We start from the raw sequence: 14,563 nt of genomic DNA on the forward strand, positions 1-14,563 counted from the left end.
GTTTGATTGCCAAATGGCCGATACGCATGATGTAGGTCTAAATTTGGTCTCAGAAAATATGCTTTTGGGCTGCCCGTTTCAGATCCGGCAGGAAACTACCCAACCATAGCTGGGATTTACAGAAGGAGAAACCTTATGGACATCAAAAATGCGATATTTTTAGAAAATTTAGAATGGTTTGACGACACCGGCCAACAGATCGTCCATCGTCTGCCGGAAGAAGGCTCTGGTGAAATCAAATGGGGCGCACAGCTGACGGTCAGGGAAAGCCAGGCCGCCGTTTTTTTCTATCAAGGCAAGGCGTTTGACGCCTTCGGCCCGGGACGGCATACCCTGAAAACCCTCAATATACCCGGCTTGACCAAGATCGCCAGTTTACCATGGGGCGGTAAAAGTCCCTTACGCGCAGAAATGTATTTTATTAATCTCAAGGTATTTACAAACCTTAAGTGGGGCACACGTGATCCAGTGGCATTTAAGGATTCGGAACTGGGATTGATCCGGCTCAGAGCGTTTGGCGTCTTTAATCTGCAGGTTGTCCAGCCCGTTCTGTTTGTCAACAGTATGGTGGGCACGCAGGGTATATTTACCACTGCTGAAGTTGAAGAGTATTTGAACCGTGTGATCGTATCCCGGTTTAATGATTATATGGGCGAAAAAATTGATTCGATTTTAAATCTACCGTCCAAATACGACGAATTGTCCCAGGGTCTCTCCCAGCGATTGATGGAAGATTTCAGCCATTTTGGGATTCGCATGACCCATCTGTACATTAATGCCATTACCCCACCACCCGAGGTGCAACAGGCGATCGATGATCGCAGCCGCATGGGTGTTTTTGATGATATGAACAAGCTCATGCAGGTGAAGGCCGCCATGGCCATGGAAAAAGCCGCTGAGTCTGATGGGGGCTCGGGTATGGGAATGGGCGCCGGTATGGGGTTAATGATGCCAGCCATGTTTGCACAGTATTTTGCCAATGCTCAACCCCAAAACCAACAAACTCAGGCGGATACGAAATGCCCCGAGTGCAAACATTCCGTACCGGCGCAATCCAAGTTCTGTCCGGATTGCGGCCATCAACTACTGGTCTTTGAGCAGTGCCCGCGCTGTTCAAAAAACATTACGCCGACGGCCAAATTTTGCTCTCGCTGTGGTCATTCGGTTGAGGATAAACTGGCTTCTAAATTCTGTCCCAACTGTGGCAATGAAAATTTGGGCGATGCCGTTTTTTGCAACGAATGCGGGGAGAAAATGGCTCCCGCTGACAAATAATCCACCAGGGTCGTTGATTTCTGGCAACACCATCAGGCTGCAAACTTTGCCCAGCCGCATCTTTGGCAGAACGTCAATTGACTTTCAGCCACGGCATGAAGCAATAGCCACCCTGAAAACCGGAGGCCAGCATTAAATTTTTAATCGAACATCAGTGCCCTCAGTGCGGTGCACCCGCCATTATGGAGGAAACGGATCGCTTGTTTGCTTGCAAGTTTTGCCGGGTAACGTCTTATCTGGAGGCCAACGAAGTGTTTCACTATATGCTGCCCAGCAAGGCGCCGCAATCAAAAGAATTGCTGTATTTTCCCTACTGGCGTTTTAAAGGCATGTTGTTTTCCTGTGCGGGCAACGGTGTCGAACAAAAATTTATTGATGTGAGCCATCAGGCGTTAGCATCACATCATTTTCCAGTGAGTCTGGGATTGCGAAGTCAAGCGCTGAAACTTAAGTTTATCACACCCGACACAGAAGGCCGCTTCATTAAACCCACACAGACCTTGACGCGTATTGAAGAAAAATTTGATACGCGCTTCGGTAAAACATTGCCCAAGCCCGTATTGCATTATGCCCATATAGGTGAAACCATTAGTCTGATTTATGCGCCCTACTACCTTGAAAACGGTCTGCACGACGGGGTCCTCAACCGACGCATCGCATCAGCCGGGGTCACAGATGATGACGTGGATCAATTGCCAACTGAAAATCCACACTGGCGCATTCATTTCATGGCAACTCTGTGCCCCAACTGTGGTTGGGATCTGGCTGGCGAGCGAGACTCACTGGTATTGTTGTGTAAAAATTGTACGTCGGCTTGGTATCCGGTCGGCAAACGCCTGAAACAGATCAAATTCGGCACCCATCCAACCGAAGATGCCAATGCCATATATCTGCCATTTTGGCGGATTCGGGCTGAAATTGAGGGACTGACGCTTCAGACCTATGCCGACCTGGTAAAAGTGGCCAATATCCCCAGGGTCGTTCAGCCGGGATGGGAAAAATTCGCTTTTCGTTTCTGGGTGCCGGCCTTCAAGGTACGCCCAAAAATATTTATGCAACTTGCAAAGCATATGACCCTGGCACAGCTGCAGACCCAAATTGTGGCACAGTTACCCGAATATCGGCATTATCGCATCAATTTACCGGTAACCGAGGCCAATCAGAGTCTAAAAGTCAATCTCGCCAGTTTTTTCAGACCCAAGAATCGCCTAGTGGAAATCCTGCCGGGTGTTCGCATCACGGCCCAAAGCTTCGTCCTGGTATATGTGCCCTTCACACAAAAACATCATCAATACATCCAGCCCGACTTGCAATATGCCATTAACAAAAATATTCTCGCATTGTCAGAACACTTCTAGCGCTTAATTGTTGTTAAATTGCTGACGGGTTGCTGGGTTGATTAGCGGCACATCCATCATATGATTTTCTTCCCTTTTAGTGACGGAATATATTTATCTAATGCGACTTGCCCAATGAAGTAAGGGCTTGGATTGAAAAAACATCGCATCCATGCAATAAATGGCATATGGTGAAGCCAAAGCCACCCACCGCCGATGCGCTAATTGATCAATTTATCAATTTTTTGCTGGTCGAAAAAGGCTTAGCTCAACAAACCCTTGATGCTTACAGCCGTGACCTCATCCGATACCGTCAATTTCTGGTAAACCAAAACATTACGGCATTTGCGGAAACAGACACCCCATTGATCTTAAAATATTTGATTGGTCTTAGAAAATCAGGCCTGGTGGCACGCTCGCGCGCTCGGCATCTGGTGGCGATCAGAGGATTTTATCGATTTCTGGTTCAAGAGAAACATTTGCACACTGACCCAGCCAGATTGATTGATTTGCCCAAGACCCATTTGACCTTACCCGATGTTTTGTCCCGCGATGATATTGAGCGCTTATTGCATGCGCCTGACACCGACAAACCACTTGGCATCCGGGATGCCGCCATGCTGGAGCTGCTTTATGCAGCTGGATTGCGCGTATCGGAACTTGTGAATTTAAAGCTGCAGGATATTAATCTGGAAGCCGGTTTTGTCCGTATTTTTGGAAAAGGCGCCAAGGAAAGAATCGTGCCCATCGGGATGCAAGCTAAAACAAGAATTTCAGATTACCTGAAAACCGTCCGATCCAAACGCTTAAAAGAGAAATCGAGCCCCTATCTGTTTGTTGCCCGTGCCAATCGACCGATGACCCGTCAAGGATTCTGGAAGCTGGTGCGCCGCTACGCATTACAGGCCGGTCTGGACAAAAAAATCACCCCCCACAGCCTGAGGCATTCATTTGCCAGCCATCTGCTCGAAGGGGGTGCTGATTTGAGGTCCGTGCAGGTCATGCTGGGCCATGTGGATATATCGACAACGCAAATTTATACCCATGTCACCCGCGATCACCTTAAGCAATTACATCGCAAATTTCACCCCCGTGGGTAAAAGCGCACTGCCGTTGAAACTATTGTGAAGCTTCGGCGTTGGTCCCTATTACCGTACGTTAAAAAGATATCGCATACTGTGAATTGAATTGATCGACAATCTCTAAAAACGCTTCTGGCAATCGCTGACGAACCTGATCGATGATATCCCGGGGGATTTGACCGTAGTAGGCCTGGGCCATACCGCCGGCAATACAAGCCATGGTATCGCTGTCGCCGCCCAAAGAGATAGCCAGACGCACAGCATCTTCAAAGTCCTCAGACGCCAAAAATGCCAAAATCGATTCTGGCACAGATCCTTGGCAGGAAACATCAAAGGTATACTGCGGACGGATCTCATCCAGCGAACGGTTAAGATCATAGTTAAATTGGGCACTGATTTTGCGCCGAATTTGAACTTTAGCGACGCCCTGGCGTGCCAAATAAATGGTCAGCGCCGTTGCCTGCGCTCCTTTAATGCCTTCGGGATGATCGTGGGTGACGGCAGCGGTTTTCTGGGCCTCTAACATGACGTCCTGGGATGAGTTGAAAGCAAACCCCACCGCACTAACCCGCATGGCAGAACCATTGCCCCAACTGTTATAGGGTCTGGGGTCGTCAGACTGCATCCAGTTGAAAAATGACATACCGTAGCCCGCAGCCGGATATCTGCGGCCATAGGCTTTTAAGGCGGTAACATAATCTGTCTGATGTAGAATCGCATCTGCAATTGCAACGCTCAGGACGGTATCATCTGTAAAGCGCGATGCTGTTGAAAAGAGCGGAAAATTGGTTGTTTTGATCGGATGTTGCTCGAATACGGACCCAATTATATCTCCGGCAATAGCCCCGATCATGGTCAATCGATACGGCTATCGGCCTGGGTCGGCATTGCGCATAAATCAACATGCTCGATGTTTGAGACAAAAATTTTGCACGGTGGGCAGAATTTTTTGGGTTCACCCCGTCCTGTCCAGATCAGCTTCATGCGATGATGGCTGCCGCATTTGGGACAGACACAATTAACAGTCAGCGGTTCTTTCATTCTGATGCGGCGGACAGCTGGATCGCCTTTTTTTAACAATTGGTTTCTTTTGGATGCGGCCATTTTTTGTCTCCTTAAGCTCGAAGATTTAAATCCAGTTACCTGCTGGTTTTCACTTCCCCCCTTGGTTGGACCGCTCCTTTCTTTTTAATCCTTCCTTTTGGAATCCCCAACGCACATCTCTTGCCTGCCGGTGAAGACCTGAGCAGATGACCACCGAATCAGAGACCTCGATCTATTTTGCACGGTATTTCCGTAAAAGGTCCCTGATCGCCTCTTCCAGCAAGGCACCCAACGATTTATCCAGATCTACGGCTAAATGCTTGAGGGCCTTCAGGATGTCTTGATCGATCCGTGTTGAAAAGGTCTTCTTGGTCATGCTATAAACCTTATATTACATTAAAATATAAATCAAGAAAAAAATAATTATTAAATATTAATTTTTTTATAATTAATAATGCTAGCATTAATGAAAGTTAGGCTGACGGGGTGATCAAAAAATGCTCCGAAATAAGTTCGGTGTCGATCAGGCTGCATTCGGATATGTCGAAGGGGAATATTGGCAAGTTAGCGACACGCGTATCCGCGCGTGCGGGATGCGGATTAGTTAGGTTGATCGATATGGCCCGGATTGAAAACTGCTCAGGATACCAAATGGGGGGGGTATTTTAGAAGGTCTACGGGAATAATCCTGAAAGTTCCCTGCCCCATAACCAGAAGTTCACCTTTGGCATCTCGAATATCTGCACGCACAAAACTGGAACGTCTCGTTTTGTGCGTACTCCAGGCAGCGCATCGGAAGATTTTACCTTCTGCAGGTTTCATATAATGAATATCGATATTGATGGTCGTGCAATTATAACCCGATTCCAGTAGCGACCATACTGCCCAGGCCATGGTGGTATCTATCAGTGTGAATAAAACCCCGCCATGCGGTTGCGCTGGAAACGGCCAGCAGACGGCCGCTTGGGGTATTAGACGCGATTGCGCTTTGCCATCTTCCGCCGACTCAATCTGAATTCCCAAAGTCTGATAAAGCGAATTGGCATTCATCTGATCTAAAATGGCGCTTGTGATTTCCATCTTCATTCCTTTTTAAAATTTGCGTTTTATGTCATCTCCTTGCGTTTACCAACTAAGCCAAATTACAGCATATCTGCTACTTGACTGCAACTGAAAACACCCCTTTATGCCGGTTCTCTGTTATGTAGAGTGCGCTTGACAATCTTGCTGAGCAAGTGATACTGGCTGGTTCGAAACTAAAGATACCAACTTGCTATCTGTTGATTTTCGCTAACCATTAGGAACAAGGCTAGTAATTTGAACGTGCTTTTCATCATCATCGGATTGTTATTGGCCATTGTCGGCATGATCGGCTGTATCTTACCGGTTATTCCTGGACCGATTTTAAGTTTCTGTGCGCTGATACTGTTATCCTGGATAAAAAACTGGCAAATTTTCAGCCAGACTTTTCTGATGGTCATGGGTGCTGTTACTATTTTTTTAATTGTGTTGGATTATATTGCCCCAGCGCTAGGCGCCAAAAAATATGGCGCTACGAAACGCGGTATTTGGGGATCGGCCATCGGCATGATTATTGGTATTTTTTTTATACCCCCCTGGGGCATGATCGTGGGCGCTTTTGCGGGTGCTCTGCTCGGAGAGCTATCATCCGGACAATCCGGTCGTAAGGCGCTCCGCGCTGGTTGGGGCATATTGATCGGTAGTGTGCTGGGTGTAGGGCTCAAACTGGCCTTTACTGCCGTGGTCCTCTTTTACTATATTAAAGAGATGTTTTAGCCTACCGTTTAATCTTGTTTTATCTGTTTCGGCCAGTCAATATCCGGGGAAGTACAGTCCACAATTTTTCTTGACCTCAAACATGCTTGTGTTTTAAACTTTTAGCGTATCCAATAGTTTAGAGCCTTGCTGGGCTTGAGACAATAACCCATCAAAAGAGAGGAGGGTCACGTTTTGCCAAACGGAGTTGTCAAATGGTTTAGTAACAGAAAAGGATATGGCTTTATCGAGCAAGAAGAAGGTGAAGATATATTTGTCCACCATTCTGCAATCAACATGTCTGGGTTTCGCACACTCTCTGAGGGCGACAAGGTCTCATTTGAAATTGAAGTGGGTGAACGCGGACCGGCTGCCAAGAATGTAGAAAAACAACCATAAGTCTAAATAGACATTTAAGGCATCTCGAAGCAGTCAATCGAGATGCCTTTTTTTGAAGGTTTTTTATTACAAAATGATCAGAGTTCTTATTTCTCCGGTCACGTTAAAAAATCTAGCGCAATTTGGAAATTGTTTCTGTAGGCTGCAATTGGGCTCTTCTTTTGACACGTAAAAGCCCAGGGCTATTGTGCAGATACATCAGGGGAGAAGCAAAGCCGGCTTCGATGAAATGCGCTTCAATCAAATCAAAAATCACCGGTTGATCCGGCCAGGTAAAACACTTTTGCAACTGCTTTAATGCTTCCCATTGTCTTCGGGCTGCGGGCATTACATCAAATACTTGCTTTTGAGCCGGCTCACAGATAAACATCTCACAGACGATCGGTTTGAGCTGCCAACGACAGCCGTCGGGTCCAAGATAAATGCATTTATGTCCCCTATGGGGTGTCTGTAAAATTTTAGCAAGGGATTGGATTTGCGCCGGGCTAGCAACCAGTGCATTGATCACTACATCCGCAAAAAAGGTAATGATACCATCTTTCGAGCAGCAGGCACTTAAGCGGCTTTGATAACATTTTTGAGTGCAAATACGAGCCAAATGCTTCTTCAAAAACATGTTGACATCCTTGCGATACGCACGATATTCGCCCGTTAAATCCGTTAAAAACTGTTTTTCGGAAGCCGATATCGCCTGAAGGTGCCCGCGCACCATTTGCAATGCGGCTAACTGCTCTCCTTGATAAGTGCTCATTTGCCAACCACAATTTTTCTAAAACCCATTGTTTGATATTTCATTTGCTTAGATCAACACCCTTGATCACGTGGAAATATAAATACCCGGCTACCTTAAACCTTTTGACCCTATAAACCATTTGATCCAAAATTTCAACGCCATTACCCGCAATTTGGCCTGAGTCAAACCACAGCGCCAATAGGATTTGGACCTTTCAGAGGTCGTAGGCGTTTTTCATTGGACAAGCAAGTCAAAAATGAAAAAAGCAGTTTTAGGAACGCGCTTCTTTAAACTGCTTCTTTCTAAATGCTGTATTTTAAAAAGACCGTATTTTTATTTGGCGCCGACGTAAATTCCTCTGCCGACCTTTTTAATTTTGCCTTCTTTCGAAGCTCGAAAAATGATGTTGCGAACTTTTTTGTCCTGAAACCCAGTTTTGGCCTTTAACGTCGGAACATCTACACCTTTTCTGGACCTTCTGACAATTCTAAGTATCTGCTCTGTTGCCGTCATCTGCGGTGCTCTTCTGCGGCCCTTAGCTTTTTTGGAAACCGCTCTGCGCTTGGTTCTGGCCTTTACCACTCTGCGTTTTACTTTTTTGGCAGCCTTGGGTCTCGGTTTTTCATATGCCTTCAACAGTTTTTCCAACTTCTTCTCAAGAGCTTTAATGTCTCTCTTAACGGCTTGCAAATCTCTTTTTAAAATCGCCATGGTATTCTTCCTCCTTATCATGATTTAGCTAAAGCTTTCATTTATGCCAGGTTGAGTTAAACACAACCAGACAAAACTACATTTACTGAAGAATAATTTTAGTTAATTTTTGCTAGTAGTAAAAATTACTTTTTAAAAGTTTAACGAGCGATTAATATTTTGTCAAGTAATAAACGAAGAAAAGAAAAAAGAGATAAATAGGACGTTAAACTGGCGACAGAACATATTCGCAGAACAATACCCTTCGTTCATCTATATTCGAATACTGTCATCACAACAGTCATAACCAAATGGTCATTGTGGCCTGGCGACACATGCAGAACCGATCTTGACAGCCGTATTATCTTATAGGTGGAAGCATCTTTATATCTCTCGACAAGGAGCTTAGAATGTCTCAAATTATTGCGTGCAAATCCGAAGAAGGAATTATACTGGCAGCTGACAGTAAAGCCATTGAAATAGATCTGCAAGGAAATTGGACTGAACATCGTTTAAAGCGGCTTATACAGCTGACGCCTTATACAGCAATACTAACAGGCGGGGCAATGCAGGGCGCAGCAATGTGTGAATCACTAAAAGATTTTATCGGCCAAGAAAAGATAGAAGGCATTGAAGATGTATACCAAGCTGCCCTACCCATCATGGCCTCGGAGTACGAACACTTTATGAGAAAAAATTGTGAGTTTTTACCGGTGGACCCTATCCATCAGGTTCATTTTATTCTGGCAGGCTATTCACACAAAAACAAACGTAATCCCTTTCAACTCTATTTGTTGTGGACAAAGAAAAAATTACCACAAATTGATGGTGACGAAATTTCAACTGCTTACGCCGCCCCTCGCCGGATGACCTTGGAGTACCAACTGAATCAACAGTGCCAAAACAATGAACCGCTGGATCATATATTGCCACGGATCCGCGCTGATTTGGCAAAACAGAGTGAACTCAATGATGACGTTGCAGATCCTTTTTCTTTTGCTTTCATTAAGCGTGACGGCTTTGCTGACCTTTCTGACGCGTTTTCATAAGTTCAGCCGTTTCAAAACGGTCTCATTGTTGCATGGCGTCAAGGCAGCTCTTTGATTTGTTAAATCAATTTTGGAGTGGCGCTTACCAACATGCTTGCAAAAACCCGTAATTTTGATATATATGCCCCTTTTACGTGTGGCTGTGGTAGACATGATTGATGATTTCAATTCTTGAAAAGATCGCCACCATTATTGTGTTCTATATTGGCCCAAAGGCGATGAAAAGGAAAACCTGAAATGCAACTAACCGATCTGGCACCTCTCGAACGATGGGTTGAACTGGAAAAGAATATTCACCAAAAGTCCGGTTTAGATGTTAATGTATTTGACATCAAAGGCTACCGCATCTCTGAATTTAAAAAATGGGCCAATCAATTGTGTCCTGCGATCAAAGCAACCGATAAAGGTCAAAGTTTTATCTGTGCCCCGGCGCATATGAATATCGCCACCTTGGCCATGCGATCAAAAAGCCCCGTTATCGAAGAATGTGATGCGGGCATGCTTAAGTTGGTTGTGCCCATTTTTGCAGACAAGGAATTTGTCGGTGCCGTCGGCGCATGTGGCGTTCTCCTCGACGATGGAGAAGTCGACGATTTTTTGGTCAATAAAATGACCGATATCAGTGAGGACCAAATAAATACTTTATCCACGGGCATACCCAGTATAACGACTAAAAAAGCAGAAGGACTCGGCCAATACATCGTAAATCAAATTAATGAAATCGTCGGCGTCGCAAAACAAAACCTGCAATAATCGGCTCTTCTATTGAAGCGATCACAGCATCCACTCAACGCATTGCTCATCAAAGCAATGATGATAGGGAGCCTTCGGTTGTTCACTTCGGTTGACAGATGCCCCTTGTTTGATATTGATGATGGTTTAAAAGTTCATTCATTTCACTTCCGACACCATACTACGCAATCTCCAGGGAGCCAATTTCATGGATAAAGCGATTATCGCAATTTTGGGCCAGGACAGACCCGGCATCGTGGCTACCGTATCAAAAATATTATTTGAACAGGATTGCAATATTGAAAATGTAAGTCAAACAACGCTTCAATTTCTTTTTGCCGGTATCTTCATTGTTTCGATGCCGGCAGCGCTTTCTTCTGAAAAATTGCATCAAAATTTAAATGCGGAACTGGCTCCCCTGGGACTCGATGTTCATATTACCCTTTTTCAACCCAAAACCGTTCCGGTATCACCGCCACAAAGTGAAGCCTATATCGTAACGACCAAAGGGCCTGATCGAAAAGGCCTGGTTGCCGGCATCAGCGAAGTGATTGCGCGCTTTGAAGGCAATATCACCAATCTGCAAGCGGTTTTTAAAGGCGGTGACAAACCCGGTGACAATATGATGATCTATGAGGTTGATGTTCCGCCCCAGACCGATCAGCAAGCCCTGTATCTGGAATTAAAAAAACGCGCGCGGGAACTTGCGCTGGATATTGATATTCAGCATCGTAATATATTTGAGGCCATCCACCGCATATAATTTTGCATGAAAATGAATGAGAGGTAATATTGCGATGTATAGCGACAAATTAAGCAAGCGCAACCTAAAAAAACCTGATTGGATTAAAAAGTGGATCAAAAGATCATTTTATCTCATTCATTTTCACCCAAAGGGCGGGCCGGAGGCTTTCATCTACTGCGTTATTCAGGCCGAAGCATAGTTTAACTATTGCTTCGGCCTGAAGTGCCTTGTATATGAAAGCCTCCAACCCGTGCAAAATACAGGTTTTAACTAGAGCCCAGTTGTCTGATGATAACTATCAAAAAACAGCCAATGGAATATCCAAATGATGAATATGCCATGATTAACTATCATTCAATTCTGTCCTCTGACACCTGTTCTCTAATAAGGAATAAAAGAAAAAATGCTGTCACAAAGAGAGATCCTGTCGACACTCGAAATGCTTAAAAATGAAAACCTGGATGTGCGCACTGTCACCCTGGGTATCAATTTGCTGGACTGCGCCAGTCATAATCTTGAGAAACTGACTCAAAAGATCCGTACCCGGATCCTGCATTATGCCGAAAATCTGGTAGGCGTTTGCAATCACATTGGTCAAAAATACGGCATCCCGGTGGTCAACAAAAGAATCGCCGTCAGTCCCATAGCCGCCGTCGGTGCTGCCATGACATCTTCGCAAATGGTGGCCGTGGCGCGGGTATTGGATGAAGCCGCTGAGGCGGTGGATGTTGATTTTATCGGCGGGTTCAGCGCCCTGGTTGAAAAAGGCATTGCTCGGGGAGACATGGCCTTAATTGAAGCAATTCCGCATGCGTTGGCCGAGACGCAACGTGTTTGTGCTTCGGTGAATGTTGCCTCAACCAAAGCCGGCATTAATATGGATGCGGTTTTACGGATGGGTGAAGCCATTAAGCAGGCGGCGCAGCTTACCGCCAAGGAAGATGGTATCGCCTGTGCCAAGCTATGTGTCTTTGCCAATATTCCACAAGACATTCCCTTTATGGCCGGGGCGTATCTGGGAATCGGCGAAGCCGACGCAGTCATTAATGTCGGGGTTAGCGGGCCGGGGGTCGTCAAAAATGCGGTTGAACGAGCCCTTGAGACCAATGACCGGCTCGATCTTGGGAACATTTCGGAATTAATTAAAAAAACTGCTTACAAGGTGACCCGGGTTGGAGAACTCATTGGTCAGGAAGTCGCCAATCAGTTGAAGATCCGATTCGGTGTTGTTGATCTGTCGCTGGCCCCAACGCCCAATGTTGGCGATAGCGTTGGCGAAATATTTCAGAGTATGGGCCTTTTAAGCATCGGTGTGCCCGGAACAACGGCAGCCCTGGCACTTATAAACGACGCCGTTAAAAAAGGCGGCGCATTTGCCAGTTCCCGGGTGGGGGGATTGAGCGGTGCTTTTATCCCGGTGAGCGAAGATCTCAACATATCTGAAGCCGCCCGCCAGGGCTATATCGGACTCGATAAACTGGAAGCCATTACCGCTGTTTGTTCAGTCGGGTTGGATATGATCGCCCTGCCGGGAGACACCACCTCAGAAACCATCGCCGCTATAATGGCTGATGAAATGGCCATTGGTGTCATCAACAACAAAACCACAGCGACACGCTTGATACCGGTCCCCGGTAAAAAGGCCGGTGATAACGCCTATTTTGGCGGCTTGTTGGGCCAATCGACCATATTCCCGGTAAACAATGGCGACCAGCCAAATTCATTTGTTCGGCGCGGTGGTTTGATACCGGCGCCATTACAGAGTCTAACCAACTAAATCTGCGACAATCAGCAACGGACCAGACACGAAGCATGATGCTATCTTGTGCGCGTCAAAACGCTGCGGCAACAAGCGCAGATTCCATTGAGATTTAAACGGCTTCAATCCACCGTTTAAAATGATTTTAGCAAACGACAAAACGATCATATCAACAGCCATAGCTAGTGAAAAATATTTGTGAACCCGGCAATGACACCTTCTAAACAGGAAACATACCCGCCCGTTCAACCCGGCTTAAGACGACAAGTTGTCATTGATATCGTAAAGTTCTTAATCGTCGTAGCAGCCTTCAGCTGGCTGATGATAAATGGAACTCGACAACTGGGATATAACTGGCAGTGGTACCGGGTGCCGCGCTATATTATCGCTGCAGTCGATTCGCACCTGACCGCTGGACCATTGATCCAGGGATTGCTGGTCACCATCCGCATCACTGCCGTCAGTTTACTGCTGGCGTTCATATTTGGATTAATAACGGCTTTGATGCGACTTTCACGCTCGTTTCTGGCACGAAGCATCGCCCGAAGTTATCTGGAGGTCATCCGCAATACTCCCCTGCTTGTTCAGCTTTTCTTTATTTATTTTGTTTTGGGTCCGGTATTGAATATTAGCGGATTTGCATCGGCTGTGTTGGCTTTAAGCCTGTTTGAAGGTGCTTATGCATCGGAAATATTTCGTGCTGGAATCATCTCCATTCATCGCGGACAATGGGAAGCAGCATTTAGCATCGGGCTTAACATTCAACAAACATATCGACTGGTGATTTTACCTCAGGCCCTGAGGCGAATTTTACCGCCACTGACCAGCCAGGCCATTTCGCTCATAAAAGATTCTGCTCTGGTCAGCACCATTGCTATCTATGATTTAACCATGCGCGGGCAAGCCATCATTGCGGAAACTTTTCTGGTTTTTGAAATCTGGTTTACGGTAGCTGCGATCTATTTAACCATTACCTTGGTCTTATCAATAACTGTGTCTTTTATGGAAAAACGATTTGCTATTAAGCAATAAACAAAATTGGATATAACCTACTATTTCGCAAACTAATTAAGTGATGCCAACTGATTGTCACAAGGAGGTAACCATGCAAACACTTGATCGTCTGTTGACCATAACGATGGTAATAGCCTTAATGGCAGGCCTTGCCGGTCTCGGCATGGCCGGAGAGCTTCAGCAAAAACTGGTACAGGAAAGCACCGTTGAGCAAGTTATGAAACGAGGAACCCTGCGGGTGGGCATGTCCACATTTGTTCCTTGGGCAATGAAAGACAAGACCGGCAAACTCATTGGCTTTGAAATCGACGTCGCACGGCAGCTGGCTGCCGATATGGGGGTGCAAGTAGAATTCGTTCCGACCAAGTGGGCCGGTATCATTCCTGCGCTGCTAACCGGTAAATTTGATGTGATTATCGGTGGAATGAGTGTCCGACCGGATCGCAATTTAAAGGTTAATTTTACCCTGCCCTATGATTATGCCGGCCAGTCGATAGTGGCCAATAAAAAAATTGCAGCCGACTTTAAGCGTCTGGCGGATTTTAACCGACCCGATGTGACCATTGCCGCCAGACTGGGCTCAACCGCTGCTGACGCTGCCAATAAACACATGCCGGCTGCGCAAAAAAAATTCTTTGATGATGAAGCCCAGGTGATCCAGGAGGTGGTAAATGGCCGGGCACATGCTGCGGTCGCTTCCGCCCCCCTGCCGGCCTTTCAGGCCCTTAAGTATCCTGACCAGCTGTTTTTACCGATATCGGGCACCTTTACCAAAGAGCCCATCGGCTTTGCTCTCAGAAAGGGAGATGTTGATACCCTCAATTATTTTAACAACTGGATTCGCGTGACGGAAGCCAGAGGATGGCTTGCCGAACGAAAACATTACTGGTTTGAAACCAAGGACTGGGAAGACAAGATAAAATAGGCA

Annotated in this window: 17 protein-coding genes; 11 read left to right on the plus strand and 6 right to left on the minus strand. The window is 46.1% G+C overall.

Going from position 1 to position 14,563, the window contains the following annotated elements; all coding sequences use genetic code 11:
- Positions 1-135: 135 nt before the first annotated feature.
- The 3 genes from QNJ26_10860 to xerD all read left to right on the plus strand — a co-directional run bounded on the left by QNJ26_10860 (position 136) and on the right by xerD (position 3,712).
- On the plus strand, positions 136-1,275 hold the full coding sequence (locus tag QNJ26_10860) for an SPFH domain-containing protein (protein ID MDJ0986034.1): 1,140 nt from the start codon (positions 136-138) through the stop codon (positions 1,273-1,275).
- Positions 1,276-1,457: 182 nt separating this feature from the next.
- On the plus strand, positions 1,458-2,633 hold the full coding sequence (locus QNJ26_10865) for a hypothetical protein (GenBank protein MDJ0986035.1): 1,176 nt from the start codon (positions 1,458-1,460) through the stop codon (positions 2,631-2,633).
- 167 nt (positions 2,634-2,800) lie between these two features.
- Complete coding sequence (gene xerD, locus QNJ26_10870) at positions 2,801-3,712, plus strand: site-specific tyrosine recombinase XerD (GenBank protein MDJ0986036.1); 912 nt, start codon at positions 2,801-2,803, stop codon at positions 3,710-3,712.
- A 58-nt stretch (positions 3,713-3,770) separates the two neighbouring features.
- Here the strand turns inward: xerD and QNJ26_10875 are convergent, their stop codons facing one another.
- The 4 genes from QNJ26_10875 to QNJ26_10890 form a co-directional block, all read right to left on the minus strand.
- A complete protein-coding gene (locus QNJ26_10875) occupies positions 3,771-4,547 on the minus strand; it encodes an ADP-ribosylglycohydrolase family protein (GenBank protein ID MDJ0986037.1) in 777 nt (258 codons plus the stop codon).
- A gap of 2 nt (positions 4,548-4,549) precedes the next feature.
- Positions 4,550-4,798, minus strand: a complete 249-nt coding sequence (locus QNJ26_10880) for a hypothetical protein (GenBank protein MDJ0986038.1) — start codon at positions 4,796-4,798, stop codon at positions 4,550-4,552.
- Positions 4,799-4,970: 172 nt separating this feature from the next.
- A complete protein-coding gene (locus tag QNJ26_10885; protein ID MDJ0986039.1) occupies positions 4,971-5,114 on the minus strand; it encodes a ribbon-helix-helix protein, CopG family in 144 nt (47 codons plus the stop codon).
- 263 nt (positions 5,115-5,377) lie between these two features.
- Positions 5,378-5,818, minus strand: a complete 441-nt coding sequence (locus tag QNJ26_10890) for a PaaI family thioesterase (protein MDJ0986040.1) — start codon at positions 5,816-5,818, stop codon at positions 5,378-5,380.
- 243 nt (positions 5,819-6,061) lie between these two features.
- Between QNJ26_10890 and QNJ26_10895 the strand changes: the two genes are divergently transcribed.
- Together QNJ26_10895 and QNJ26_10900 are read left to right on the plus strand one after the other, a co-directional pair.
- On the plus strand, positions 6,062-6,535 hold the full coding sequence (locus QNJ26_10895; GenBank protein ID MDJ0986041.1) for a DUF456 domain-containing protein: 474 nt from the start codon (positions 6,062-6,064) through the stop codon (positions 6,533-6,535).
- Positions 6,536-6,709: 174 nt separating this feature from the next.
- The gene (locus QNJ26_10900) at positions 6,710-6,913 is read left to right on the plus strand and encodes a cold shock domain-containing protein (protein ID MDJ0986042.1); all 204 of its coding nucleotides are present in this window, start codon (positions 6,710-6,712) and stop codon (positions 6,911-6,913) included.
- Positions 6,914-7,025: 112 nt separating this feature from the next.
- On the opposite strand, the gene QNJ26_10905 is transcribed toward QNJ26_10900, so the two are convergent.
- Complete coding sequence (locus QNJ26_10905; GenBank protein MDJ0986043.1) at positions 7,026-7,664, minus strand: hypothetical protein; 639 nt, start codon at positions 7,662-7,664, stop codon at positions 7,026-7,028.
- A gap of 315 nt (positions 7,665-7,979) precedes the next feature.
- Positions 7,980-8,357, minus strand: a complete 378-nt coding sequence (locus QNJ26_10910) for a hypothetical protein (protein ID MDJ0986044.1) — start codon at positions 8,355-8,357, stop codon at positions 7,980-7,982.
- Positions 8,358-8,746: 389 nt separating this feature from the next.
- Between QNJ26_10910 and QNJ26_10915 the strand changes: the two genes are divergently transcribed.
- From QNJ26_10915 to QNJ26_10940, 6 genes are all read left to right on the plus strand, one after another.
- Positions 8,747-9,385 carry a hypothetical protein gene (locus QNJ26_10915; GenBank protein ID MDJ0986045.1) on the plus strand — a complete coding sequence of 213 codons (639 nt, stop codon included), beginning with the start codon at positions 8,747-8,749 and terminating at the stop codon, positions 9,383-9,385.
- Between the two features lie 237 nt (positions 9,386-9,622).
- Positions 9,623-10,138, plus strand: a complete 516-nt coding sequence (locus QNJ26_10920) for a PocR ligand-binding domain-containing protein (protein ID MDJ0986046.1) — start codon at positions 9,623-9,625, stop codon at positions 10,136-10,138.
- 187 nt (positions 10,139-10,325) lie between these two features.
- Complete coding sequence (locus QNJ26_10925; GenBank protein MDJ0986047.1) at positions 10,326-10,880, plus strand: ACT domain-containing protein; 555 nt, start codon at positions 10,326-10,328, stop codon at positions 10,878-10,880.
- Positions 10,881-11,265: 385 nt separating this feature from the next.
- Positions 11,266-12,639, plus strand: a complete 1,374-nt coding sequence (locus QNJ26_10930) for a PFL family protein (GenBank protein MDJ0986048.1) — start codon at positions 11,266-11,268, stop codon at positions 12,637-12,639.
- Between the two features lie 192 nt (positions 12,640-12,831).
- Entirely contained in the window at positions 12,832-13,653 is an 822-nt protein-coding gene (locus QNJ26_10935; protein ID MDJ0986049.1) for an amino acid ABC transporter permease, read from the plus strand.
- A 73-nt stretch (positions 13,654-13,726) separates the two neighbouring features.
- The gene (locus QNJ26_10940; protein MDJ0986050.1) at positions 13,727-14,560 is read left to right on the plus strand and encodes a transporter substrate-binding domain-containing protein; all 834 of its coding nucleotides are present in this window, start codon (positions 13,727-13,729) and stop codon (positions 14,558-14,560) included.
- Positions 14,561-14,563 lie beyond the last annotated feature (3 nt).

Source organism: Desulfobacterales bacterium (assembly GCA_030066985.1).
Taxonomy (GTDB): domain Bacteria; phylum Desulfobacterota; class Desulfobacteria; order Desulfobacterales; family JAHEIW01; genus JAHEIW01.